Source organism: Rhodopirellula halodulae, assembly GCF_020966775.1.
GTDB lineage: Bacteria > Planctomycetota > Planctomycetia > Pirellulales > Pirellulaceae > Rhodopirellula > Rhodopirellula halodulae.
In genome coordinates this window covers 350,720-376,716 of sequence record NZ_JAJKFV010000004.1, presented here as the reverse complement: position 1 = coordinate 376,716, position 25,997 = coordinate 350,720, and the positions used below count along the sequence as shown (strand labels likewise).

Annotated in this window: 17 protein-coding genes and 1 tRNA gene; 5 read left to right on the top strand and 13 right to left on the bottom strand. The window is 57.4% G+C overall.

Translation table 11 applies throughout. The features are described from left to right. Nucleotides 1–47 precede the first annotated feature (47 nt). From LOC70_RS05310 to LOC70_RS05295, 4 genes are all read right to left on the bottom strand, one after another. Complete coding sequence (locus LOC70_RS05310; protein WP_230252330.1) at nt 48–761, bottom strand: hypothetical protein; 714 nt, start codon at nt 759–761, stop codon at nt 48–50. A 708-nt stretch (nt 762–1,469) separates the two neighbouring features. Continuing rightward, nucleotides 1,470–2,102, bottom strand: a complete 633-nt coding sequence (locus LOC70_RS05305) for a hypothetical protein (RefSeq protein ID WP_230252329.1) — start codon at nt 2,100–2,102, stop codon at nt 1,470–1,472. Nucleotides 2,103–2,387: 285 nt separating this feature from the next. After that, entirely contained in the window at nt 2,388–3,494 is a 1,107-nt protein-coding gene (gene rlmN, locus LOC70_RS05300; RefSeq protein ID WP_230252328.1) for a 23S rRNA (adenine(2503)-C(2))-methyltransferase RlmN, read from the bottom strand. A gap of 53 nt (nt 3,495–3,547) precedes the next feature. Further along, nucleotides 3,548–4,234, bottom strand: a complete 687-nt coding sequence (locus LOC70_RS05295) for a BON domain-containing protein (protein WP_230252327.1) — start codon at nt 4,232–4,234, stop codon at nt 3,548–3,550. A 92-nt stretch (nt 4,235–4,326) separates the two neighbouring features. Between LOC70_RS05295 and LOC70_RS05290 the strand changes: the two genes are divergently transcribed. After that, the gene (locus LOC70_RS05290) at nt 4,327–6,372 is read left to right on the top strand and encodes a DUF3352 domain-containing protein (protein WP_230252325.1); all 2,046 of its coding nucleotides are present in this window, start codon (nt 4,327–4,329) and stop codon (nt 6,370–6,372) included. 225 nt (nt 6,373–6,597) lie between these two features. Here the strand turns inward: LOC70_RS05290 and LOC70_RS05285 are convergent, their stop codons facing one another. From LOC70_RS05285 to LOC70_RS05255, 7 genes are all read right to left on the bottom strand, one after another. Beyond that, on the bottom strand, nt 6,598–7,215 hold the full coding sequence (locus LOC70_RS05285) for a hypothetical protein (RefSeq protein WP_230252323.1): 618 nt from the start codon (nt 7,213–7,215) through the stop codon (nt 6,598–6,600). 11 nt (nt 7,216–7,226) lie between these two features. Beyond that, complete coding sequence (locus tag LOC70_RS05280; protein ID WP_230252321.1) at nt 7,227–7,955, bottom strand: nSTAND1 domain-containing NTPase; 729 nt, start codon at nt 7,953–7,955, stop codon at nt 7,227–7,229. Between the two features lie 43 nt (nt 7,956–7,998). Then, nucleotides 7,999–10,113 carry a hypothetical protein gene (locus tag LOC70_RS05275; protein WP_230252320.1) on the bottom strand — a complete coding sequence of 705 codons (2,115 nt, stop codon included), beginning with the start codon at nt 10,111–10,113 and terminating at the stop codon, nt 7,999–8,001. Between the two features lie 233 nt (nt 10,114–10,346). After that, nucleotides 10,347–11,285 carry a hypothetical protein gene (locus tag LOC70_RS05270; protein WP_230252319.1) on the bottom strand — a complete coding sequence of 313 codons (939 nt, stop codon included), beginning with the start codon at nt 11,283–11,285 and terminating at the stop codon, nt 10,347–10,349. Beyond that, nucleotides 11,282–13,147, bottom strand: coding sequence for a cyclic nucleotide-binding domain-containing protein (locus LOC70_RS05265; protein ID WP_315857200.1), 1,866 nt, complete (start codon nt 13,145–13,147; stop codon nt 11,282–11,284). Before LOC70_RS05265 ends, LOC70_RS05270 begins: the two co-directional genes overlap by 4 nt. Nucleotides 13,148–13,218: 71 nt before the next feature. Continuing rightward, nucleotides 13,219–13,584, bottom strand: coding sequence for a hypothetical protein (locus tag LOC70_RS05260; protein ID WP_230252316.1), 366 nt, complete (start codon nt 13,582–13,584; stop codon nt 13,219–13,221). 187 nt (nt 13,585–13,771) lie between these two features. Beyond that, nucleotides 13,772–14,752, bottom strand: coding sequence for a M28 family peptidase (locus tag LOC70_RS05255; protein WP_315857204.1), 981 nt, complete (start codon nt 14,750–14,752; stop codon nt 13,772–13,774). Nucleotides 14,753–15,003: 251 nt separating this feature from the next. Between LOC70_RS05255 and LOC70_RS05250 the strand changes: the two genes are divergently transcribed. After that, a tRNA-Pro gene (locus LOC70_RS05250) sits at nt 15,004–15,078 on the top strand. A gap of 595 nt (nt 15,079–15,673) precedes the next feature. Here LOC70_RS05250 and LOC70_RS05245 read toward each other — a convergent pair. Then, entirely contained in the window at nt 15,674–16,681 is a 1,008-nt protein-coding gene (locus LOC70_RS05245) for a pectate lyase family protein (RefSeq protein ID WP_230252313.1), read from the bottom strand. Between the two features lie 518 nt (nt 16,682–17,199). After that, nucleotides 17,200–18,069 carry an SHOCT domain-containing protein gene (locus tag LOC70_RS05240; protein ID WP_230252366.1) on the bottom strand — a complete coding sequence of 290 codons (870 nt, stop codon included), beginning with the start codon at nt 18,067–18,069 and terminating at the stop codon, nt 17,200–17,202. An 800-nt stretch (nt 18,070–18,869) separates the two neighbouring features. Between LOC70_RS05240 and LOC70_RS05235 the strand changes: the two genes are divergently transcribed. The 3 genes from LOC70_RS05235 to LOC70_RS05225 all read left to right on the top strand — a co-directional run bounded on the left by LOC70_RS05235 (nt 18,870) and on the right by LOC70_RS05225 (nt 25,740). Then, nucleotides 18,870–20,591, top strand: coding sequence for an alpha/beta hydrolase (locus LOC70_RS05235; RefSeq protein ID WP_230252365.1), 1,722 nt, complete (start codon nt 18,870–18,872; stop codon nt 20,589–20,591). Between the two features lie 220 nt (nt 20,592–20,811). Then, nucleotides 20,812–24,270 carry a PSD1 and planctomycete cytochrome C domain-containing protein gene (locus tag LOC70_RS05230; RefSeq protein WP_315857199.1) on the top strand — a complete coding sequence of 1,153 codons (3,459 nt, stop codon included), beginning with the start codon at nt 20,812–20,814 and terminating at the stop codon, nt 24,268–24,270. Nucleotides 24,271–24,282: 12 nt separating this feature from the next. Continuing rightward, complete coding sequence (locus LOC70_RS05225) at nt 24,283–25,740, top strand: DUF1501 domain-containing protein (protein WP_230252309.1); 1,458 nt, start codon at nt 24,283–24,285, stop codon at nt 25,738–25,740. Nucleotides 25,741–25,997: the final 257 nt, after the last annotated feature.

Sequence of the window (25,997 nt, the reverse complement as noted above, 5' to 3'; positions counted from 1 at the left end):
GCGGGGTTCTTTGATTGGGTTGATCAAGCGAGCTCGACCGTCAACATTCAGATGTCGGTGTTGGCATCTGGCGTTGGGACTGGAGGAGCAGCTTCTTCGACTTGATCGCTGCTGCTTTTGACTTCTTCTGCAGCGGGTGCTGGAGGAGCAGCTTCTTCGGCTGCTTCTGCTGCGGGAGCTTCTTCAGCGGCTTCGGCTGGAGCAGCAGGTGCTTCTTCGGCGGCAGCTTCAGGAGCGTCAGCGGCTTCATCAGCAACAGGTGCTGCTGGAGCGGCTTCTTCTGCAGCGGCTTCGGTTGCTTCGCCGGTGGTCACGCTACCAGGAACCAAGGTTTCGCCTGGAGCCAGGTCGAAGCCTTCGCTGCTTTCCATCACGGAGCCAGCGACTGGAGCGGCAACGTCGCCACCGCAGCAAGGAGCAGCTTCGACGACTGGCGCAGCCATCACGGGCGCAGCTTCGCCACAGCAAGGAGCGGGAGCTGGTGCTGGTTCACAGCAAGGAGCAGGTGCTGGCTCGCAACATGGTTCTGGAGCAGGTTCGCAGCATGGCTCTGGAGCTGGCTCGCAGCAGTGTTTGGCTTTCAGTTTGGCCAACAATCCACCGCCACATTTGTGAGCCTTCAGGCCGCTGAACAAACCGCCGGTGTTGCAGCATTTGTTGGCGTGCAAGAACTTGAAAGCGCTCGCATCATTTGTGAAAGCCAACGAAGCACCCAACATCAGTGCGACGACGGCGGTACCCTTCACCAAATTCCGATTCATGTGTTTCTCCAGAGTTAGTTCGGAGGTTTCGGTGCGATCCCTGTTCGCACGCTGAAATTGGGGTGGCATCCGGTCACCCTGATCGATTGCATTGGACTCCGGCCGTCATCCGCTCAAATGAGGGGGTTCAGGGGAGATGCGGCGACATTGCCGCTTGCATTGACTTGCGTTACGGTAGCTAGCTAGCAAACGTTGTCAATTGCCCAGACCACCCAGACTCCATGGCGAAAGCCGGCCCGCCGGGGTGTTGGCGAGGTCGGGAAACCGGCGGCTGCAACGCGTTCTGTCAGGCTCACCACCGGCGTTCGCCATTTGTCCAGTCAAGGACGCCGCCGATCCTGCTGATTTCCTCTGTGGTGGGCTGATTGCTAAACGCCCATCGCTAGGACAATTCATCGAAAGCCCGAGTGGCGGGGCAATTTCCCAGTCATTTCCGTTCGCAAGACGGCTGACATGCTAGCGCGTCTTCCATCAAGGCAAGCTGGCTGACTCATTGCGGGCTCAGGTGGACCGCCATGAAGTGTTAATGGCTTCCATGGTGCCTTACCCGAGCTGGGGAGACAATCCGCTTCGGCGACACCCGGTGGCAATCCACCGCGCAGCAAAAAGCCGAAGCGAAGTCTCACTCCGCCTCGGCAAATGGATGTTCTCGCCCTTCGCACGCTGAAAATAACGAGCGATCGGCGGGTTTGATCGAGCGATTGAAGCTCAGCGCTGCAGAGATTCGGTCGCCGTCGCGTTCGGATTGGCGGCGGTTTGAGTTTGTTCCTGAGCGTTCAGGATCCGAGCCATTTCGTCTCCATTTTCGAAATCCAGAATCAATTCGGGTTCACCGGTGGCCATTCCCAGGACCATTCCCGAAATTCGCCAGCCGTTGGTTTGTTGGACAACTGGCAGGACAATTTGGAATTCTTGCTTCGAACCGTCCGCTTCCGATGGTTCGCTCCAGATGCAGTGGACCAATCGTGTTGGCACCTTTTGATCTTCCGGAAGATGCTCCATCCCTACGGCTTCGCTGCGGGTGATGGTCACCTCGGCGTCAGGCGATCCAAGAGGCTGAACGGTGTGGCCGATTCGGTTGAGTTCGGACTGAGCCCGTTGGGTGAGCAGTTCCATGGCGGTGTTTTCGGCTCCACCACGACGAATTCGATCCAGGAATTGGCCGACCACGGTCTCCGCTTCTTTCCCCGAGGCAACCTGGGTTGCGGGGGCTGAGGCGGTTTCGTTGGAGGCGACGGTTTCAGGGGCGGACGAACCACAACCGGTGAATGTGGTCAGTGCGACCGCGACGGTGAAACCAAAAGCAAAACGACCCACGATCCGCATGAGTGAAACGGACATATGCTCCATCCCTGGAATTGAATGATTGACACAGCAGCGACGATGCGTTCGTCGCCAAGGTCCAGAAATAGCGAATCCGTTCGCCGCGGGTCAACACAATCGCGAGGGTTTTTGCAGGAAGCATGCCTGCCAGTCACAACAGCCGGACGTGGGGTGGGCACTCCTGCCCGACTGCTGATGCAAACGAGTGCAGAGATGTCGGCGATTCTGGTGAGGTGTCGGCCAAGAGTGGCCAACCTACTGAGATGTCGGCCAGCGTGGCCAACCTACGGTGGCGTGCTGCGCCTAAGTGGCGGACGCGTCTTTCGTTTTGCCACCGCGGTTGCGACGCAGTTGACCGCACGCCGCATTGATTTCATCGCCTTTGCGTTGACGGAAGTTCACATTCACCCCGGCCGACTCCAAGATCGATCGGAATCGCGCGATCGATTCTTTGCTGGGCGTTCGGTAAGGAAGCCCCGCGACTGGGTTGTACGGAATCACGTTCATCATCACGCTGCGACCGCGAAGAATCTGAGTCAGTTGACGAGCGTGTTCGTCACCATCATTGACGCCGCCCAACAGCACGTATTCAAACGTCAATCGACGACCCGACGATTGGAAATAACGATCCGCGGCTTGCAACACGGGTTCAATCCCAACCTTGCGGTTGACCGGTACCAACTCGCTCCGCAGTTCATCATTGGGAGCATGCAACGACACGGCCAAGTTGTAGGGGATACCCGAGGCGGCCAACTTGTCGATCGCGGGTGGCAATCCAACGGTGCTGATCGTGATTCGTCGTGGGCTGATCCCCAGTCCTTCTTCGCTGCGAGCCACATCCAATGCGGCCAAGACGCCTGGCAAATTGGCCAACGGTTCACCCATGCCCATCATCACGATGTGGCTGAGCCGTTCTGATTCCGGAAGCCGCTGCTGCAAACGCAACATCTGCTCCAGGATCTCGCCGCCGGTCAGGTTTCGATCGACGCCATCCAACCCACTGGCGCAGAACACGCACCCCATCGCACAACCAACTTGGCTGCTCACGCAAATGCTGCGTCGACCGCCATCACGAAGCAGGACGCATTCGACTTCACCACCGTCGGCCAACCGGACCAGCAACTTCTCCGTGCCGTCTTTGGAAACCGATGCGGTGACCTCGGCGGCATTGAAGATCGTGAAGTGTTCGTCCAACTGAGCGCGTAGCTTCGCGGACAAGTCCGTCATCTCGTCAAACGATGTCGCTCGGCCCGAGAACAGCCAACGCCGGATTTGTTTGGCACGGAAAGCTTGATGCCCGTTCTCTTTCAACCACGCCTTCAATTGATCCAGTGACCAATTCAGCAAGTGGATCTTGCGAGGCGTGGTCGACTCCGATGAATCGGTCGTGACGAGCGGCAGGGAGACCATCGAAGTCGGAACTCAAAAGGAGGTGGATCAATGGCCGCGGCGTGCACATGATCTCAGGGAGCAACACTCAACTGATTGTTCACTCGAGAAACACCCGGCTCCAATCGCATCAGCAATTCGGTCATGCGACGATCCGATTCGTTAGCAACGGAACCGGTCAGCGTCGCCGTTCGATTCTCGATTTGAACATTCACCCCAGCATACCGCGAACCGTTGGAATTCCTAAGGCCCGGCACATTTCCGCGAGTGGAAGTGAGGTTGGAACTGCCACGCAGCCGCGCGTTGGCGGCTCGCTGGACGTCGGCCGCCTGCAAGCCGGGACCCGTGACCGCACTGCGAAGTCGTGTGCGAATGGGGGCCGTCGCTCCGCCGCCTCCGCCACCGAAATTATTGCCGCCGAACAGGCTTCCGAAAGCGGCACCCAAGCCACCTCCGCCGCCGAATCCACCGCCGCCAAACGTCGATCGGGCTCCGCCGCCCGTTCCGCCACCCGCGGTCGATGCCGCCGAAGCACCCACCGGAGTCGCTGCGCCGGAACCCACCGCGCCTCCGTCACGCTGAATGCCTTGGAACACATCGTCGGGGTTCATGCCCTGATTGATCTCGCCCGCGGCTTGGCCGGTGCCGCCCTGCGCATTTCCGGCTGCCGAGTCGTCAGGCTGGGCCGAAGCCGTGGTTGCCAACAGAATCCATAGGGTTCCAGCGGTGAGGCTCGCTACAATTTGAGACGGACGTTTCATGCGACTGACACTCGGTTCGCGTGGGGGATCGGATACGATGAGAGCTGACTTTTCTGCCTCGATTGTAGCTAGCCATTCGGAAAGCTTCCAAAATGAATCCCCATCGTTTCACTTGTCTTCAACACCGATTCGCACCGAATGTTCCTGTTGTGCGGCCCGTGACGCCTGACTTTTCACTCCGTGCGACGCTCGCTGGTCGGTGGTTCGTGGCTGCGGTCCTCGCGGCAACGTTGGTCTGCTTCCAAGCGTCACCCGCAATTGCACAAAGCTCGTCGGCAACGGCCGAACCAACTCGCGCGACGGTGCCGGCACCCAAGTTGTTGCCGGCGGAAACGCTGGCCTACATTCGGGTCGACGACGTAAATTCGATTCGGGCAGATTGGGAAACGTCCTCGCTCGGCAAGATGTTGAACGACCCGCAAATGCGTCCGTTCGTCTCTGACATTTATGACATCCTGAGCGAACTGTTTGACAACGTCGGCAAAGAACTGGGGCTGACGCTGGATGAATTGCGATCGCTTCCTCAAGGTCAATTGGCGGTGGCGTTGCTGGAAGGCCCACCCCCGGAAGAGAACGCGGACAACCAGAACGCGAATTCGGAGGATGAAGACGACGACGAAGCGATTGCACGTCGGTTGCGTCAAAAACGTCGCCAACAAAATTCGTTCGCGGTGGCGGTCATGATCGATGCGGGCCCGTCCAACCGCACAATGTCGGATTTGGTCGATCGGTTGATGACACTGGCGGAGAAAAATCGCTTCGTCATCCAGACCGAACAAATCGGCTCCATCGAGATGACGCGATTGGTGCGGCAACGTGGCAACGGCGACGTGATCGAGTGGTTCGAGCAGGATGGGTTTTATGTGATCGGGTTCGGTCGCACCGTGGGCAAAGACATCGCCAAACGGTTGCTTGCGTCGCAACGCGATGACACGTCCAGCGGTCGCTCCCGCCGCAGTTCGTCCAGCAGTGAATCGTCGGAAACCTCCACCTTGGCTCAGAACACCGACTTCGTCGCGGTGATGAGCCGGTCGATTGGGGCGGAAGCCGAGATCCCACAAACGACGTTCTTCATCAATCCTTATGGCATCGTCAAACGCATCATCGCTCGCAGTGGTTCCGCGTTCTTCATTGCCCCCATCGTTCAAGATTTAGGCATCGAAAAAATTCGCGGCGTCGGCGGCAGCATGTTCCGCGGTGGCGAGATCGTCGAAACCATCGGCCATGTGCACGTGCTGATCGATCCGCCTCGCGATGGTTTCTTCGGTGTGTTGCGACCCGAAGACACCGATGTGTCGCCGCCCGATTGGGTTCCCGCGGACTCGGCAAGCTTCACCACGGTGGGTTGGGACATCGAAACCGCATTTGAAAATCTCGGCAAGATTGTCAATCGCTTCGCCGGCGAAGGACGCTTCAAGGACTTCACGGAGAAACCGGTCCAGGATCGATTCGGCGTTTCATTGGCGGAAGAAGTCTTTCCTGCCATGACCGGTCGGGTCGTGACCATCCAGCGTTATCAGCTTCCCGCCAACTGGAACTCGATGGCCCGCGTCATCGCGATCGAATTCGCCGATGCCAAGGAGGCCAAACGTTTGCTGGAACAAATGAAGTCGAAGGTTCCGCCAAAGGACATGAAACCCGAAGTCATTCGCGGAAAGACCGTCTACTTCGCCGAACGTCCTAACTTCAACGCCCCCATCATCCGCGTTCCCGAACGCAGTTTGATGTTGCTCGACAATTGGCTGCTGCTCTCCGACAGTCGCGAAATCATTGTGGAAGTCTTGAAGTCCAGCGACGGGGAAGTCGATCGCTTGTCGGCCGATGAGGACTACGTCTTGTTGACCAGTGAACTGGGCGCGAAGTTGGAGGGCGAAACGCCGTTCTTGTTCCAGTTCAATCGTGATTCGGAATCCTTCCGCATTCTCTATGAGATGGCGAACTCGGAAGGCAGTGCAACCGTGCTCGAGAATCGAGGCGGCGATAATCCGATGACCAAACGAGTTGCTGAACTGATGCGTCGCGACGATTGGCCGGAGTGGGAAACGTTGGAAAAGTACTTCAGCGTCAGCGGTATCTTCGGCTACGATGAACCTGGTGGCATCCACATCGGAACGATGAATCTACGCCCCATCGAGTGACCTCCGTTCCTCGTCCCGTCCCAGCAGAAAGTCCCCCTCGCGAAGCCCCGTAGCGAAGCTCGTCAAGAGCTTCGGGCGCGGTTGGCTCGTAGCGAAGCTCGTCAAGAGCTTCGGCTGGCTGCTGCCCGAAAGTCTTGACGACTTTCGCTACTTGGGAACTGCCTCAGAAAAGTCTTGACGACTTTCGCTACGTGTCGGAACATCGACATCGAAACGGATCCGGACCTACAGGTCCAACTCATCGAGCTCATCCACCAGCGCATCCAAATTGGTCTTCGCTTGAGACGCTGACGTGGAACGAGGCACCTCGCGGACGACCGGCGTTGGACTCACCGGTGGAGCAACCGCCGGCGACTCTTGCGAAGAAGCTTCCTCGGGATTGGCCTTCGGCACTCTCGGTTTGCGATCGCCCATCGATCCAATTTGAAACGTCGGTGTCTGACGCGTCGCCAGCAACGTTTGCAAATCTTTCAGGATCGTCTGCTGAGCCCCATCGCGTCGCATGTCAAAGTGATAGAGCTTGGCAATCGGACCTTCTACGTCGGGCGTCGGAGCGTCCACATCGCGGCGATGAGGAACGCGAGCCACTCGTTTGCCCAGCAACGCCAACGGTTGCGAAACTCGATCCGCGTCGGTCCAAGCGACACAAGCGATGTCGCCGGCGATCGACTCCACCGCCAATCGTTCCGTGCCCGCATCGTTGGGACCGGGGATCCGATCCAATAACACCAAGTCCAATCCAGGACGACCCAGCAATTGCCCCACCGCGTCATCGCAAGCGGGATCAAAGTGCCGGTGGTCACCTTCGGGACGCAAGACAATCACGTTCAAACGAACAGCCATGAACAATCAGCTCAATTCTCGGAGCAAGGAATTTCCGTCGTGACGGCAGCCCGTCCCACGACATCATAGAGCTGAGACCACAATTCGCGAACGTCTGTGACCTGATCCAACGCAACAATTTGATTCGAACCATCCGGCACGCGAATGATCAGCCGCCCCGGATCATGTGAATCGATTTGGAAGCAACTTTCGGCGGCGGGGTGTTGTTTCAGCAACTCACGCAACAATTCACGAATCACGTTTTCATCGGCTCGGGTTCGATGAATGACTGTGAATCCGACCAAATCACGATGGGCGGTCATCAGGCAGAACTGCTGAGCAGTTCGAATCCGACGTCGCAAACGAAAGCGTGCCCAGGTCGAAAGTTGTTCTCCGCCATCAACCACCAGCACCCCACCGGCGGCAACTTGTCGCTGAACCCGCAAAACCGAGCGAGCGTTCTCACGTCGCTTTTGCAATCTTTCAAAGAAGCCAGCTCTTGGATCACCGGTCAACTGCACCCATTGCCCGCCCGGAAATTCGGATTGCAGCTCCGGGGTCACGTCATGCAGCAAGGTGGATTTGCCCGTGCCGTGCGGTCCAACGATCAACCCGAAGCGATACCGACGCAGCGTTTGTATCCAACGGGCTACGAAGTCGCCCCGTCCCTTTGATTCGACTGTCGCATCATCCGCAACCGCTCGATAGCGATACGCCAGAGCACCCGGACGCGTGAATCGGCTGGAAAACGGGTTGGCCACAAAACGGATCAAATGCGAGCGTCAGATGCATCACGACGAGAGGTCATCGCAATTCATGCACATGATAGTTGTGACATCGCGTGCAGTGATCCCCCGCTGCGGACCGAGTGTGGCAACTCGCACAACTGGACTTCGTCATCGGTAGGAACTCGCTATGGAGCATCGTGTCGACTTCCGGAGAGACCGCGTCAACTGAGCTGCCCTCCGAATGCACCATGTTGGCTGCGGTGGGAGCATTCAACTGATGGCAATGCGAGCAGTCTTGCAGTCCCTGGATATTCAAATGAGGAGCATGTGAGAAACGAGTCAATCGCTCGCTCTTGGTCGGTGCCTGGAAAGCTCGCCACCGCATCGACGCCATCGCATCGTCAGCCTCACTCGAGAATGTCTTTTCAACTCGGTGACAATCAGCACATGCGGCGATCGCGGGCTGCTTCAGCAGTGCGTCTCGCAACGGATCCTCCACCGGTAACTGTTGAGCGATCTCAATCATGGAACGCAACACCGAGTCCGAATGCCCCTTGCCTCGGTAGCGAATGGACATCGTCAGATCGTCGCGGTACCAACCGCCGAAGCTTTGCGTCTTCGACGCGTCATAACGCGTTGACAATTCGGTTTGCATCTCCGCGAAGTTGTTGGGCATCGGCTCCAAACGAGGCTCCGAACTCGGTGCCGACGTGTCCTCGAAAGATGTTTCCTCGAAAGATGTTTCCTCCAGGAGAGGCTCCCCAAAGCCCAGAGGATCGTCCGAGAACAGCGGATCCTCTGACAGCAACGGATCGTTCTCCAGCAACGCGTCTTGTTCATTCCACTCGGTCAGTTCGCCATCGAGCATGCCCAACCCGGATTCCGTTTCGGAAGACAACGTCTGCGTCCTCATGCTTGGCCGCGTTGACGAATCGCCAAACCAGACCGCGATCGCATCGCGAACCAATTGCGGTGGGAACGATTCGACCAGTGGCTTTGCCGTTCGCGGATCCACGCCCGCGTCCACCAACCGCTGCATCAAAGCGTCTTGTCCGTCGCTTGCTAACTCGGACGAGAGGCCTGTGATTGATTTCGCCAACGACACCGCTTCGAGCCGCACCAAGCTGGAGTCCCAATCGACCGAGTCGACTCGTTGGAAACGTCGAACCGCGGTTTGGTTGGCCTTCGAGCGAAGCAACAACGCCATCCAACCATCGACGCCTCCGTCAGCGAACCCGGTCGCGTTTTCCGGCCAATGGCCCGCTTCCGCCGCGATGTCCTCCGGGAACGTTGGCAATTGCAGCAGCGAGGGACCGTCGGCGACTTGGACCTTCAACGCTTCGTCATGACATGCTGCACAAGCCACTTCGTACGGTAGCGTGGTGGCGATCGGATCGCTGCTGTCACCGTTCAGTCCGGTCGAACTCACATTCGGACCGACATGACAACTGCGACAATCAAACGTCGCAAACCGACTGCTATGGGAAGTCGCGTTTGGATTGCCCTTTTCAGCTTCGCTGGGAAAGTGAATTTTCGCGTGCCGAGCGTGGTCGAAATGAATGTTCGGCTGCTTCGCATAAGGCCACTCACCGAATTCGGGATGGGAAGCGGCAAAGGATCCGAACTGGTTCACGTGACACGATTGACATCGCGAATCCGTGATCGCCGCCAACTCCGCGTCGGCACCGTGATGTTCTTGATGGCAAATGCTGCACGCCAAGTTGTTCTGCAACGAGCTGGTGCGACTGACGTTGGTGGCCAGCAATTCCGCGGTCTGTGCGTCCGAGGGCGGAGTCGCTTGGTTGGCTTGTTTCAGCATCGCCGCCAACGTCAACGCTTCGCGATCGGTCGGCGAAAGGTTGTGAGCCCATCGCGCGGATTCACGTGGCATTTGTTGTTCGTGACAGTTCAGGCACAAATCCGTCATTTCGACCGTGGGCAGATTTGCATGATCGGCATCGCTTGAGGTGAACCAGCTTGCCAACCCAAACAGGCCCGCTTGTTGTCGTGTTTCGCTTGGTTCGGCGGAGGTTGCTCCGTTGCTCAGCCAACCATTGCTGATGACGTTCTGATGGCAAGCGGCACAGCGGTCCTGGCTCAGCTCGCCTGCCAAAATTTGAGCGTGTGCCGTGGTGAGATGACCGGGCTGAATGACTTTGGGTGTGATGCGAGTGAAAAACAAAACAAGCATGGCGATCGCCAGGCAAATCAATCCCGCGGTGGTCAACCGACGACGTTTACCCGTCCAAGTTCGCTTGGGGTGACAACCCAGTTGTTGCGGGTCTTGAGAATGAGCGAATGGGCATTGACCCGAGGCGTTGGGGCCTTGGGAACAAGGTTCACACGACGGTGAACGGCCACAAACGAACGACTCACCCGGTCGAACCATTCGCGGCGGCGATGGCAATTGGAAATCGTCGCGTCTCATGACTCCACAAACTGCAAAGCGTGAATGGTGTGCATGATGGCAAGTCCCACGAGAGCGGTCGACATCACCGCGTGCACGGCAACCCAAGCTCGTAGCCGCCACTGCAAGGCATGTTGCGTGTCCAATTCGTCTCGCAAACGAACCAAACCGGAAAGCTCGTTGGCAACTTCCTTGCCGTCGTCTTCCAAGTAGCGATGCAGTTCATTCAAACCGATCACCAACCGGCGACGGCGAAACGAATGGGCAAACAAACGATGTGACCAAGACAGCGGCGATTCCATGTATCGACGAAGGTATTGATCGTCAAACTCGCCGAGCACCGTTTGGGATTCGAGACTGGTCAAACTGTCCAGCCGCTCAGAGGCTCTGGCGGCAAGTTGCTCGCGGTGCCAAGCGATTTGGTCATAGCGAGGTTGGCTGCCCATGGCGGTCAATCGAGCCGGCAAACGACGACTGGCAATCAAACCGTACAGACCCGACGCACTGACCGCGAGGAATAGAAAGCTGAGTGTGCCCTCGAGCCATCCGTCCGCGATCAGTTGTCCTGATGCGATGGAAGGCACATGCATCAGAAACACGCCGGCCGCGAACAAACCGGTGAAGATATGCACCTGAGTCCACGTGCTCATCGTGCCCAGTGGCAGGATCGGAATGCGTCGCCGAATGCCGATGGCAAACAGCATCAACACACACACCAACAACGTCCAACCCGTCATCACGCTGCTGCGCATCAACGCCGCGTGCAGGGACTGCGAAGTCCAAGCCGTGACGATCAATGCGATCGCGACGACCAGCAAGCTGGCAACGCGTCGTCGCCGAAAAGTCCAGGGTTGACCGCCGCCCCATAGACGGCGATGCAGTTGCTCGCGAAAGTCTCGGCGAGTTTGTTTCCATTTTCGCGACGATTCGGATTCGCGACGTTCGACCGTGCTCATGTGCGCCGCCTCAACCAATGTTCCAATGGCGGTGACTCGCTCAAATCAATTCGAACGATCGCATCATGAGGACAAGCCGCCGCGCACGCCGGACCGCTGGGCAGTCCGCTGCACATGTCGCACTTGGTCGCTTTCGTGATTGGGCGATTGCTGGCTTCGTCGGTGTAGGGACGTCCTTTGGGATCGTTCACCGACGCCATTTCGATGTTGCCGTAGGGGCACCCTTTCGCACACGTTCCGCAACCAATGCAGATATTTTCAGAGACGTGAACGTGGCCGGTTGCCTCGTCTCGGTGCAAGGCTCCTGTGGGGCATCCGATCATGCACACCGGATCCGTGCAGTGCATGCAGGCTTGGACGAATTGCAGTCGGTCATGGTTGACGCCGACGCGTGCAAACCGCGGGTTGCCATCGTGGACCGACGCGCAAGCCTTCACACAATCGTCGCAACGTGTGCAGCGATGAAGATCGATGATCATCGCTTCACGGCCGTTGTTGAAACGGTTTTGAACGATGAACTCAAGCAACCCGGTTGGTTCGAACGAGGTCCCGGTGGGGCTGGGAAGATCCTGCCACGTTTCCTCGTTGGATTGCGATCGCCCCGTGTCGCAGACAATCGGAAGGTCCACTTTGGGACGTTTCTCGCTACGACGCTCGCGGGCCTCGGCGGTTCCTTTGGTTTGCAAGATCGCTTGTGCGGCGGCTCGCGGCAATTCACTCCGACGAACGTGTGGCAAAATTTCGGTCGCGAAACATTCCACGGGAATGTGCAGCGTGTCCAAGAACCCAACGGCTCGCAGGGAATGCTGCAGCGGCAAATTGATTGGCCCGTCGGGATTGGTGACACCCAACGCGATCTCTTCCAAGCCGAACAAGTGGCCTTTGCCGAGATAGGCCGTCGTGCGCTGTGCGGCTCCGTAGATTTGACACACGCGGCCGAAACCACTGCGGACGATGATCAGGTCCGTGACTTGATGGCCTTCCGTCGCGACGACCGGTTCACTGGCGATTTGTTCGGCGGGCGATAAGGTGCGAGTCTTCTTGTAGTCCGCGTTCCATTCCAGTCGACCAAAGGATCGCTGGATCGTCGCTGCCACGACCCGTTGCAGATTCTGCTCCGGCAAAAAACGCAGCAGGGGAATCTCTTTCAAATGCAGCGGCAACCAATTTTCGCGGTAGTGATCGTCCATCCGTTTTGAAAACGCTGGGTCGCGCCGCAGCATCTTCAGGCCTTGCAGCCGAATCTCCAGCAGTCTGCTGTTGCCCTGCGACACCACCGTGGCAGAACGCGGAGCCCGATACATCGCCGCGACTTCCCCGAACAGTTCGCCCGGACCCAAACGAACACTTTGGCCGGCCTGCACCAGCCCATCAAAATCCTGCAACTGCAGCACCGGAGGTCGCTCGTCCGCATGATGCGATGATTCGTGCAGGTCGACGTTGGGAATCACTTCGTCGCCGCGTCGAGCCTCGCGAACACCCGAGGGTTTCAGCAGTTTCCAAATCGCACGAGGCCACGAGACTTTTTCGGTTTCACGTCGGCCCAAACACTCGGGAGGCAACTCACGGGTGAGCAGCTCCGCGTGACCATCCAGCAGCAAGAACGCACTGTTGGCGTAGTCGCCCTCGCGCGCAATCACCTCGCCATGTGTGAATTGATGCAACCGACAATCGTTCCGAAGGATGCCGTCCAGCGGAATGGACTTGGGAAAAGCCGCCGGATCCAGGGTCGCAAACGGTGCCTGATCACGTAACCAGACCACGTCCGCATCGCTCATGAGCGGATCCATCGGTTCGTCCCATCGCCGGGGACGACGCACAGAAATGGCATCGTCGGTGATCATGTTTCGGTCGATAGCCATCCCCGCGGGACGACGTCAAGACACAACCAAGACCGCGGCTGTTTCACGCCTGGGTGGCGATGCGTGAAAGGTCAGGTGTCGGAGTCACGCGAAGTTTGCTTCAGCTCATTCATGCGGTGCCGCATGTGCCGCACCGTGCGAAGTGCGTCCAGCCCAGCCAGGAAGAGAATCGCGACCAAAACCAACATGACGGACGACCAACACGCCAACCACAAAGCACGACGGGCCGGCGATGCCAACGTGGCGACCAAGATCAAAACGCCGCAAACCAAGAACAGAAAGTTCACCTGACGTCGTGAACGCCAGCGACGCACCATGTACGGCCGGTCCGCCTCCTCATCAAAACGGTGCCGCGACCAACCGACTTGCTCGGATCGTTGCAGCCAAATGGCGAACCCGATCAGCGTGCAAGCAAGGATCAAACCACCGGCGAACATGAAAGCGACCCAATCAGAAAAGAAACGTCACCCGGCAAACAGACAAGGCAAACCAAGCAACATAACAAAAAGCAAACCTCCTCCACCACAACTCGCTCGCAACGTCCTGTGCCCCTACGACCTGTACCCCTGACGCCCTGTGGCCCTGCCCACTTTCCACTCCCTACCCCTGCCCACTTTCCCCTCCTCACCCCTGCTCCAACATCCATTCATGGACCACCCAAATCACCGCCGCCATGCTCTCGCCGCTGCAGTTTTCAGGGATGTCCTGCGTCGTGTGCCAATATTGCGGGGCACGGAACCCAGGTCGTGGGTAATCAAAATCGATCAAGTCCGTGGTGGGGATGCGAGCGATCTCGTTCAGCGGCAGGTGGTCATCTCGAATGGCTTGGCTGCGGACGCGAGGCACGAAGGCTTTCGCTTTCAATCGTTTCGCGGTTCTCCAGATGGACCGAGTCACATCGCCCGCGTACCGCAAACTGTTGCGTTCATAAAGCAATTGCAATTCACGATCGCCGATCATGTCCAACAACACGCCGGCTTTGTATGGCACCGCGGGCGGTTCCAATCGATATTGCTGAGCGAACAAGGTGGATCCCAAAAAGTAGTCCCCATTGCCCTCGCCGAACACAAACTCCTCGGCATCAAACAGCACCACGTCCACCCCGATGCTCTCCGGCAAATTCTCGAACTGATGACTCAGTTCCATCAAGGCCGCCGAACCGCTGGCACCATCGTTCGCACCCACGAACACACCTTTGGGATCACGACGGTCGCGGTCCGGGTAGGGCCGAGTGTCATAATGGGCGCACAGGAGGAACCGCGTCGGAGCGTCCGCATGCCAACTGGCGATCAGGTTCGCGATCGGCATGTTCTCGCCGGTCAGCGGATGACGGATTTCGCCTTTCTGCAGACGCACGTCGCCGCCGCGCTGCGTGAAAAAATCGGTCAGCAACGCTTGTTGTTGCTTCATCGCGGGGCTGCCCGACGGTCGAGGCCCCAGGTCACAGATCTCGATCAGATACCCCATCGCCCGCTCGGTGTTGTAACGATCCGGCACCGGGCCGAGCGCGGCGGGCGTCACCGGTCCGCCTTCATCCGGACGATTCAACTTCCAAACTGAAAATCCCACGAAGGCGAAGAAGGCCACGATTGAGAGTAACAGCATCCAACGCGAAAACTTGCCCGCCGCATCGGATCGTGCGGCGGGAGTGTCCGAACCCAAACGGTTGGCCGTGCTCCCCTGGTTCGCGGGAATTTCCGAGCTGTGCCGAGCCGCCTGCATCGTCGTATCAGCCGTCTGAATCACCAAATCCATTGCCAAAACATCCTGCGGAAGCCGCGGGTGAGGAGAGTTTCTGAAACTGCCCGTTCACCCTAGCGGAACCGACCGAACTTCGGTAGAGTTTGTGGCCTTCACGGGATGTGGCTCAGCCTGGTTAGAGCGCTGCACTGGGGGTGCAGAGGTCGCAAGTTCGAATCTTGTCATCCCGATTTTCTCTCGCGGTGTTGCCCACCGCTCTCTGCCGCGGCAGACCTGCCGCCGGCGTCATAGTAGAACAGTTGTCCCCAGCTGTTCCGCCGGGCCATTCTTGGCCGCCAAGCGTCGTCGCTATACCAAGTTCGCTGCCACCCGTCCGCGCGTTGCTGTTCGACGATGTCACCCTGGCACGCGAACATTTGGGGACAAATGTTCTACTCTGGCCAAGCTTCGCTTGGACGACTGAGGGGCAGCGATTGATTTCGATTCTGTGAACCACCATGGGCATGTCGAGCACGAACGGGTGATGCCGTCGTGGCGGAGGCCGGTCCCAGAGAAGCGTCGTTCTCGTGATCGAAGGTTGTTCCTCGTCGCGTCAGAGTAAAACAGTTGACCTCAACTGTTCCGCCGGGCAATTCTCCGCCGTGAAGCCTCTTTGATTCTCCAAGTTCGCTGCCACCCGTTCGCGCGTTGCTGTTCGACGGTTCCACCGTGGCATCTTCTGCCCAGCGATGGCCCCGCCATTGATACTCAGAACTGAACGCCGCGATGACTTTGACGTCGAATTCGTTTGTGCGGAGTTGATCGCGGACTATCGAACATTCGCCGTCAATCTTCCTCATCGGTGGTGGCGAGGGGCAACGCCTCATACCTTTCCGATGGACCGACGTCCGCTTTCACAATGTCAGGAACATTTGCGGTTTGGTCGAAAACAGAGTCGTACTGGTAGAAGTCGGTCGGTTTGAAACTCTTGCCTTCGTCGTCTTGAGAGCCTCTGCATTCGCTGAAAATGTTGTCGACCGCTTGGCAAAAGCCATGGTGGATGTCATCTGGATCCGGGCGATACATCTGCTTGATCGAATTCTTGACGTTTGCAAAGAAGTTCCGCTCGGCCAGCACGAGACACTGCGAATGCAACCCGATTCCATAGTCGTTGTCATTGTAAAGGCAGTTGAACACATGAACTTTTCCGTAGCCGACGCGTGGGTTTCGCGTATCGCTGCCGTCGAACCAGCAATGATGGATTGTTGTGTTCAGTGTTCCCGTGTCTTCGGGATGACTCGTTCCACTGTTGATCAGCATCGTTTTGTGATGCTTGGAAAACCTGGTCCACGATACTGTTACGTAGTCGGATTGATTGGTGATGTCGAGCAGTCCGTCGCTGCAATTCGAGAGGTCGCAGTGATCGACCCACACATGATGCGTTCGACGCAGCGCGATCGCATCGCGGGCATCGGAGATCGTCAGATTTCGAATGATGACATTGGACACGCCGCTCATGCTGAGTTCCATTCCCTTGATCGTCGCATCCGCACCAACGCCGATCAAAGTTTTGTTCGATGCGATCCCCATCTTGCCGTCGCCGGCGAATGTGCCTTCGAGCCGAATCACCAGCGGTTCATCACTTGACGCCGCTTTTTTGAGATCGTCGACCGTGCGAACGGTTATGACTTTGCCATCACCACCACCGGTCGTCGTTTCGACGCCGTTGCCGCTGACCGTTGCCCATCCGATCAACTGATCGGCGTTGCCTTTTTTCGAAGTTAAGTCTTTTCCCGACACCGAGCGGGCATCAACGTACAGAAATGACACAACGGTTAGGGCGGCAAGAAACATATGAACTGAGTGCAATCTAAAATTCTTCACGGGTTACGCCTTGCTTTCATGGTGTTTAGGGGGCGTGGAATGACCGACGGTGAGAACGCCTCAACATAGCTGTTCCAATGCTGTCTCACTTCCTGGAATCCGAGCCGAACCAACCGTATTCTGAGCCAAGGTCGAATCGGTAGAATCCAATGGGATCGCTATCAAGTTCGATCTGAAAGCACTGCGATGAAGGTCTCCGGTGAGATCAGGATGGGAGCACCCAAGCAAATTCTGCTCGGCATGAAGGACCAGCACATCGGCAGGATCAAAAACCTTGCAGAGAAACTCCCGAGGCATCGCGAGTCTCCGGCAAGGGCCAGCAAACTCACCATTGAACGCAGTCCACCGGACGCACCGATTCAGAGAAATAGGAGCCCCATCAATCGTTTCAGATCTCGACAGCGATTCCCTTTTGCCTGCGTTTCAACGCAGCGTGAATCGATGCAACTTGGGTTGCAAACTCGCTGGGCTGAGCTGATTTTCCGGCTTTAGATTCGATCCAGCAAGTCGGACTTCTTGCGATCGAATTCTTCTTGCGTGATGTAGCCTTTGTCGAGCAATCCGCCGAGACGATCGAGCGTGTCGAAAACGTCGTTCGAATGGGACGCCGTCGCAGGTGACTGGGTCGAGTCTGAGACGGAAGCTGATGAAGAGGCCTCGGTCGCGGGCGGTGCTGATGGAGCCGGTGCCGCAGGCGTTGGGGCCGGTTCGTTCGCTGTCGGCGCGGGTGGTGTCGTTGGGACGCCGTTGCGGCTGACGACCGGCAGAGTCGAGAGCGGAACCATTCCAAATTGGCTGTTGAAGGTGATGGAGCCGTCACCGGATTGCTGTTGGCTGAATCCACCGATGTCGTGTTGCAACGTGTCGTACACCCAGACGTCGTCACCGGTCGCGACCGCCAATCGCCTCGCGTTTGCGAAGTAGGCGTATCGCATGTGATTTTGTGAACCGCTCGCGGATGGCGATCCGAGTTCGCTGGGCCACCAATTTCGTCGTGGGTCAGGTGCAAACAGGCTGTTCTGCGTGAAGCCGCCGCCCGATTGTTGGTCCTGGTAGTTCGAGCCGCCGCTTTGGCTCTGGGATTGGAACACTCCACCATTGGTTCCGGTTTGGTTCTCGGCGATGGAGCGAGCACAATCATCACAAAGCGATGCAACGCGGTACTTCAGATTTTGATTGAACATGTCGCCAATCATCATCATGCCACCGGACATCCACTGTCCGGATCCACCAAATTCCGGATGTGAAAATTGGGCCATGTTGCCGTTGCCGTTGTAAACCGCGGTCAACATGTGACTGACCGCATCGGTCGAGAAACCATGGCGATTGGAGAGAGTCTGGGCGATTTGCTGGCCCATGGGAGATAGTGGCAACACGGCAAACTCACTCGAAACAACGGCGGAGACAAACGAACATCAGGAACTCAATCATCAGTGTTCGGACCATTGTCAACCAATCTGTCATTCCTTCCTAGGGCCAAAGTCGTAGGGCCAAGTTTTGGTGCAGGGACTCGTCCCGGCAAAGAAGCCGGTTCCCCGAGTAGGTCTTGGGCGATTCCTGAGCGACCGATTCAAACAACGCGCTGACCCGGTTGGTTCGCTTGTTTGCGGCAGGAGATGTTCCCCAAGAGTTCAACGTGGGAGGTGCCGGAGTATCGCTTCGCTTGATCCGGCCTACGGACGTGGGGCGGTCAGGGTGCGGCGGTTGTTGCGGGGCCGAAAGTCTTGACGACTTTCGCTACGGAGTGAATTGCCGGAGCATCGCTTCGCTCGGTCCGGCCTACGGATGTGGATCGGTCAGGACGCGGCGGTTTTGGTTCGGTGGGGGCGGAAAGTCTTGACGACTTTCGCTACGGGGTGGATTGCCGGAGCATTGCTTTGCTTGGTCCCGCCTACGGAAAGACCATGTGGGTCGAGGGAGCCGTTCTCGAGAAACGTCGAATGCGTTGGTGAACGGTCGGCACAATGTGAGTGTTGGTCTGTATGTATGTCACTCGCGGAGGAACAAGAGAAATTGTCGCGTAGGATAGGTCATGTGGACGTGGGGACTTGAATTGCCCCGGGTACAAAAGGTGAGCGATGAACCCAACAATGAGCTTCGTCCGCTTTTGTTGGCGTTTCTTTTGATCAACCACTTTCTTCTTTGCGGGAACCACCGAGTGATGCATCGTGTTGCTATCAAGATTCGATCGTTGATGCGGTCTTATTTGAGATCGTTTTCGTTCACCGGGTTGGTTTTTGCGACTCTCTTTTTCTGCGGATCGATCACGCCGTCGTTGCTGCCTCGACCCTACATCGTGCAAGGGATCTTGTCTGGGTTTTCGCTCGCCATCGGTTATGTGGTTGGGGTGCTCGCGACGTGGGGATGGGCTTTCTTGGAATTGCCGCAACCGGGACCGGCGTTGGCACGTCGCTCCAAGCAAGTCTGTGTGGGGCTGGCGGCCATCGTGTTTGCTCTTTCAATTTGGTATGCCACGGAATGGCAGAACTCCGTTCGCGTTTTGATGGAGATGCCGCCGCTGGAATCAACGGCGCGTTTTCGATTCTTTGTGATTGCGATTCTGGTCGCGTTTGTTCTGGTCTCGATTGCTCGATGGATGATTCGCTTGGGGGCGTTCTTGTCGAAGTTGTTGCAGCGATACCTGCCGCGTCGAATTGCCGTTTCAATCAGCACGCTTTGCGTGTTGGTGCTGGGTCTGATGATTGGCAATGGCGTGATTGCGCGTGGATCGTTGAAGGCTGCTGATCGTTTTTTTCTGCAGGCCGATTTGTTGATCGATGACGGGATTGAACAACCTGCGTTGGCGCTGGCATGCGGTAGCGAGGAGTCGCTGGTCGATTGGGAAGCGATCGGACGACGTGGCAAGGACTTCATCGGGGGTGGCCCAAAGGCAGACGAAATTGAACGGTTAACCGGTCAGCCTTCGAAGCGTCCCATACGTGTCTATGTTGGGATGCGAACGGACGGAGACGATCAGGCCAGGGCCACACTGGCTTTGGAAGAATTGAAACGCGAAGGCGCGTTTGATCGCAAGGTGTTGATCGTCGCAACGCCCACCGGCACGGGATGGTTGGATGAGAGTGCGGTGGACACGGTTGAGTATTTGCATCGAGGCGACACCGCTATCGTCAGCATGCAGTACTCGTACCTGCCCAGTTGGATCACGATTTTGGTTGATCCGTCTCGTTCGAAACGATCCGCTTCGGCGTTGTTTGATCAAGTCTACGCGTATTGGACGACGCTGCCCAAAGACGAGCGGCCTCGGTTGTATCTGTTCGGGTTGAGTCTGGGAGCGTTTGGCTGCGAGGATGCCGCGGATCTGATGGAGACGTTTCAAGATCCAATTCAAGGTGCGGTTTGGAGCGGGCCGCCGTTCCCCAGTCGGCAATGGGCATCGATTGTTAACTCACGCAACGCGGGCACTCCCGTTTGGTTGCCGACCTTTCGCGACGAATCGATGGTTCGCTTCACAGCGCAGCAAAACATGTTGCAAACGGGCAAGCCATGGGGACCAATCCGCAACGTGTACATCCAACACGCCAGTGATCCGATGGTTTGGTTTTCACCTTCGTTGGCTTGGCATCAACCTCAATGGTTGTCTGCGCCACGCGGCCCAGATGTCTCGCCGGGGTTGCGTTGGTATCCCATCGTGACGTTCCTGCAAATCGCGTTTGACTTGCCGATGGCGACCAGCGTCCCGCTCGGATATGGGCACAACTATTCGCCCTCGAGCTACATCGATGCTTGGATCGCTGTGACTCAACCGGACGGTTGGTCGCAGACCGATTTGGACAGGCTCCGAGAGCACTTCGCCAACCCGGCTGATCAAGCCGAGTTGCCCGCCCTCGATGTTGATCCGGAATCGACCGAATCGAGGTGATGGCGTTCTATCACGGGCGATGCAAGCTGCTTTGAGCGGGCGTTCCAATCGCAGACCGGTCTGGTTGTTTGGTGAACGGGGCGGTAAGTCATCCGCGGGTAGACTTCTTTCGTGTGCCGGTTGGCGAGGTCAGTTACAATCGAGGCTGCTTGGCCCCGTCGCGTGCTTTCGAGTGCGTCCCACCTGCGGGGCTTTTCCGTGGTGAAAGAATAGGTTTTCAATGACTTTCTCATTGATGTCTTCTCAGAGAGTGCTTCCCGTGCGGATGCAACGAACCGTCTGGTTCCTGGCGTGCATGCTGGTCGTTGCCATGCTCTGCGTTCGTGCGAAGGCGGATGGTTTGAATCCGCGTGAGTCATTCTTTGAAGAGAAGGTTCGTCCGCTGCTGATCGAACACTGCTACGAATGCCACGCGGATGCGTTGCAGGAATCCGACCTGCGACTGGATTCGCTGGGAACAATCTTGCAAGGCGGCATCAGCGGGCCGGCGGCGGTTGCCAAGAATGTCAACGAAAGTTTGATCATCGATGCGGTGTTGGGCCGTCGCGGGTTGGAGTTGATGCCGCCGGATGGACCACTCGAAGACGATCAAATCACGATCCTGCGTCGTTGGATCAACATGGGTTTGCCATGGCCGGCAAGTGCGGAGGATTCGGTTGATTCCGATGCCGCGGAGATGACACCGGCGTTGGGGGACCAGACGGCGATCCGTCAGGTCGCCAAATCGCACTGGGCGTTTCAACCGCTGAAGAAGCCGAAGCTTCCCTCGGCTTCGAAATCCATTGACCAGAATGCGGACCGTCCAAACCAATCGGCCCACCCAATCGACTCGTTCGTGGCCGCTTCGCTTGATCGCAATGGTTTGACGCCGGCCCCCAAGGCGTCTCGGGATGTGATCGTCCGCAGGCTTTTCTTTGACCTGATTGGACTGCCACCCACTTACGCCCAAGTGCAATCGTTCGTAAACGACGAACGTGCGACGGACGTCGTCATTGCGGATTGGGTCGAAACGTTGCTGGCTGATCAGCATCATGGCGAACGTTGGGCCCGGTATTGGTTGGACTTGGCCCGGTACGGGGACACTCGCGATTGGCAGGCGCAGGCGGAACTTCGTTATCCGTACGCCTACACGTATCGCGACTATGTGATCCAGTCGCTGAACAATGACAAACCCTACGATCAATTTATTCGCGAACAGATCGCGGCGGACTTCTACACCGAGGACGCCGATTCACCAACTCTGGCGGCGTTGGGATTCCTGACCGTCGGGCCACGTTTTCGTAACAACCGCCTGGAGCAGATTGCGGACAAGATCGATGTGGTCGGTCGCGGCTTGATGGGAATCACGATCAGTTGTGCCCGCTGTCACGATCACAAATACGATCCGATTCCGACGGAGGACTATTACTCGTTGTACGGCGTGTTCGCGAGTTGTGCTTTGCCGGAAACGCTGCCGCGGATTGAGACCGACGTTTCTTTCTCCGATGAAATGAAGGCTGATTTTCAAGCTCAGTTAACCGCCAAGCAAAACGAGCTTGCCAACTACAAGAAAGACTTGCGTGAGGAAGCCATTGAGGATCTGAAAAAGAAGTTGCCAACCTACCTGGATGGTTTCTATCTGCTGTCGATCGCTCGCGGAAAAGAGATCCGAGGTGTCATTGGACAGTTGAAGATCAAAGAGACCGCGATGACGCCGCTGAACGCTCGTTTGGCTGCTGATTTGAAGAATGCGGATGTGTCGCATCCCATTCTTGGGCCATGGAACCAAGCTTTAGCCGCGAACGAGAAACAGTTCGACAAGCAATTGCCTCGATGGATGAAATCTTGGCAAGCGAACAACGATCTGAACCCGCTTGTTCGTGATGCCTTGGTGAAGTCCAACCCAACGACCCAGCGTGAATTGGTCGCGGCTTACGCAGACGCGATGAACGATGTGTTGAAGGCTTGGGAAGCGATGGCATCAACGGCTGACGACACGAATGGCAAAGACGCCGTCAAGCTGGCGGATCCCAATCAAGAAGCCATCCGTCAGGTTTTGCTGGCCGATGGAGGTTGGTTTGATCTCGAGGTGGAAGCGGTCGCGAGAGCGTCGCGTTTGCTCGGTAAAGGACGCAAGGCACTGGGGGATCGAGAGAAGGCGATCGCCGCGGTCGAATCGACTCACCCCGCCGCGCCGCCCCGAGCGATGACGCTGGTTGATTTGAAGAAGCCCGTCACTCCGTTTGTGTTGCTACGTGGCGAGGCGAATCGTCGTGGCGATCGTGTGCCGCGTCAGTTCTTGTCGCTGCTGTCCAATGTCAGCGAAGGCCCGTTCAAAGATGGCAGCGGACGTCGAGAACTCGCCGAAGCGATCACGTCAGCCGAAAATCCATTGACCGCTCGCGTGTTGGTCAACCGCGTTTGGGCTCGGTACTTTGGCCGCGGTTTGGTCGATTCGTTGGATGACTTCGGGTTGCGAAGCTCGCCGCCCTCGCACCCGGAATTGTTGGACTGGTTGGCCAGCGAATTCATTGAACAAGGTTGGTCGATGAAATGGTTGCATCGCACGATCACCACCAGTCACACCTACCAGCAATCCTCGGACTTGCGGGAGGATGCTTTCGCGGCCGATCCCGAGAACCGGTGGCTGTGGAGACAGAATCGTCGACGTCTCGATTTCGAAGCGATGCGGGATTCAATCGTCTCGGTCGCAGGCACGATTGATCTCACCGTTGGTGGACGCTCAGTCAAGTTGAGCGAAACGCCGTACACGACTCGGCGCAGCTTGTACGCTTACGTGGACCGATTGGAACTTGATCCGATCTTGCGGACGTTCGACTTCGCATCGCCGACCGCATCCGCCGCTTCACGTCCGGAAACCACCATTCCACAGCAAGCGTTGTTCTTTATGAATCACCCGTTTGTCGCGGAGCAGGCCCGTGAATTGGCCGATCGGGTTGCTGACGAAGTCGATGGCAATGACCCCGACGCGGCAGCGATCACGGCGCTGTACCGACGAGTTTTCTCGCGTGATCCGTCCGCGGATGAAATCACCATGGCCAAGCGATTCCTAGTCGCCGCGACAGATACCGATGGTCAGACGCTCGGCGAGGTTTGGCAGTATGGTTGGGGGAACATTGTCAGCACGCCCAAGCGATCTGGCGATGCGAACGATGATTTTCAGTCACTTCCGTATTGGTCCGGAAAGGCGTACCAAGCATCCGAAACTTTTCCCGATCCAGAGTTGAGATTCCTGCGGTTGTCGGCCACGGCGGCGCATTGCGGCGTGGATCCGGCACACAGCATCATTCGGCGCTGGGTTGCTCCGGCCGATGGTGCGGTACGAATCGCCAGCAAGCTGACACATGCTCGGCCCAACGGGGATGGCATCACGGTGTCCATCCGAAGCGGTGAATTCCGCACGACGGACCGTGTTGTCCGAGGAACGATCAAGCCATCGGTGGATCGGTTGCCGGTGAAGACGGGCGACGTGATCGATTTTATTGCCAGCCCAGGAGCCAACTCGAACTCGGATTCGCATACGTGGACGATCACGATTGCGGGCATCGGCGGTGAACTCATGGGTGATCGTTGGCAATCGCAAAAGGACTTTGCGCCTCCCGCGCCGCCTCCGCTTGGTCGTGTTGACCAATTGGCCCAGGCTCTGATGTTGACCAACGAATTTCTCTACCTCGATTGAGTGTCACTCGTGATGTTTGAACGCAATTTCATCGACCGACGAACGATGCTCCATCGCAGCGGGATGGGCTTGGGGATGCTGGCACTGGCCGGCGTGCTGCGAGACGGTGGCATGTTGGGTGACGGCATGGGTTCTTCCAGTGGGCTGATGGCTGCCGATGCGATGTCCCCCGAAGGAAACGCCAGCAGCTTGGCGGTTCGGCCAACGCATTTTCCGGGCAAGGCCAAACGAGTGATTCACTTGTTCGCCAATGGTGGCCCCAGCCAGATCGATACATTCGATCCCAAGCCGATGTTGGCCAAAATGCACGGCAAAACATTGGATGACAAACTGAAGAACAACCGGCGATTGGGCGGCGTTGCTCACCAGTCCAAGTTCAAGTTTCAGAGACACGGCAAATCGGGAATCGAAATCAGCGAATTGTTTCCCGAACTGTCCAAGCATGCGGACAAGTTGTGCGTGATTCGTTCGATGGTCACCGATGTCCCCAACCACGAGCCTGGGTTGATGATGATGAACTGCGGCGACATCGTTCGTCCGCGTCCCAGCGTCGGTGCTTGGACCTTGTATGGCATGGGGACGGAAAATCAGAGCTTGCCCGGTTACGTCGTCATGTGCCCTTCTGGCTTGCCAACCGCCGCGACCGCGAATTGGCGGAACGCATTTTTGCCGGGCATCTTTCAAGGCACCCACGTTGATACTCAGTACACCAACCCCGAGGAGTTGGTCGCAAACATCGACAATGATTATTTGGTGCCGTCCCAACAAAAACGGCAGATGGATTTGATTCAAAATTTGAATCGGATGCACCTAGCCGATCGCAGTGACGATGCCCAATTGTCAGGCCGCATTGAGTCACTGGAGCTGGCGTTTCGAATGCAGGGCGAAGCACGCGATGCATTCGATATCTCGACCGAAACCAAAGAGACGCAGCAGATGTACGGCGATTCGTTGCAAGGCCGTCAGATGCTGATCGCTCGAAGGTTGAGCGAACGTGGGGTGCGTTATGTCCAGGTCTATCACGGTGCCGGCCAACCTTGGGACTCGCACGCATCGATCGAACGCAATCATCCGCGGTTGGCCCGTGAATGCGATGGTCCCATCGCCGCACTCTTGCAAGATTTGGATCAGCGAGGCTTGTTGGACGAAACGTTGGTGATTTGGGGCGGTGAGATGGGACGCACGCCGACGGTGCAATTGCCTGTTTCAGCGAACCCGGGACGCGACCACCATGACAACGGTTTCACGGTGTGGATGGCCGGCGGCGGTGTGAAAGCGGGCACGACCTATGGCACCACCGACGAGGTGGGCCTGAGCGTTGCCGAGAATCCGGTGCACGTCCACGACCTGCATGCCACGATCTTGCATCTGCTCGGCTTTGATCACACGCGGCTGACCTACCGCTACGCAGGCCGCGACTTCCGCTTGACCGATGTTCACGGGCATGTGGTCCATGACATCATCGGATGATGATTTGTTTTTCCCACGATGAAGGTGTCAAGAGTCTTGGGGTGATCTTCGTTTCTTGAAAACGGAGTGACCGAGTCCAGAGCGACGCGTCCTGGGGAATTGCCGGAGAGGCGATTGGCTTGATTTGGCCTGCGGTTGTGGCGGCCGAAAGTCTTGACGACTTTCGCTACGGGAGGAGCGTCGCAAGTTCACTGGCTCCCCTCGCCCCGTTTCGGGGAGAGGGGCTGGGGGAGAGGGGGTGAGCGCAAAGAATCCGG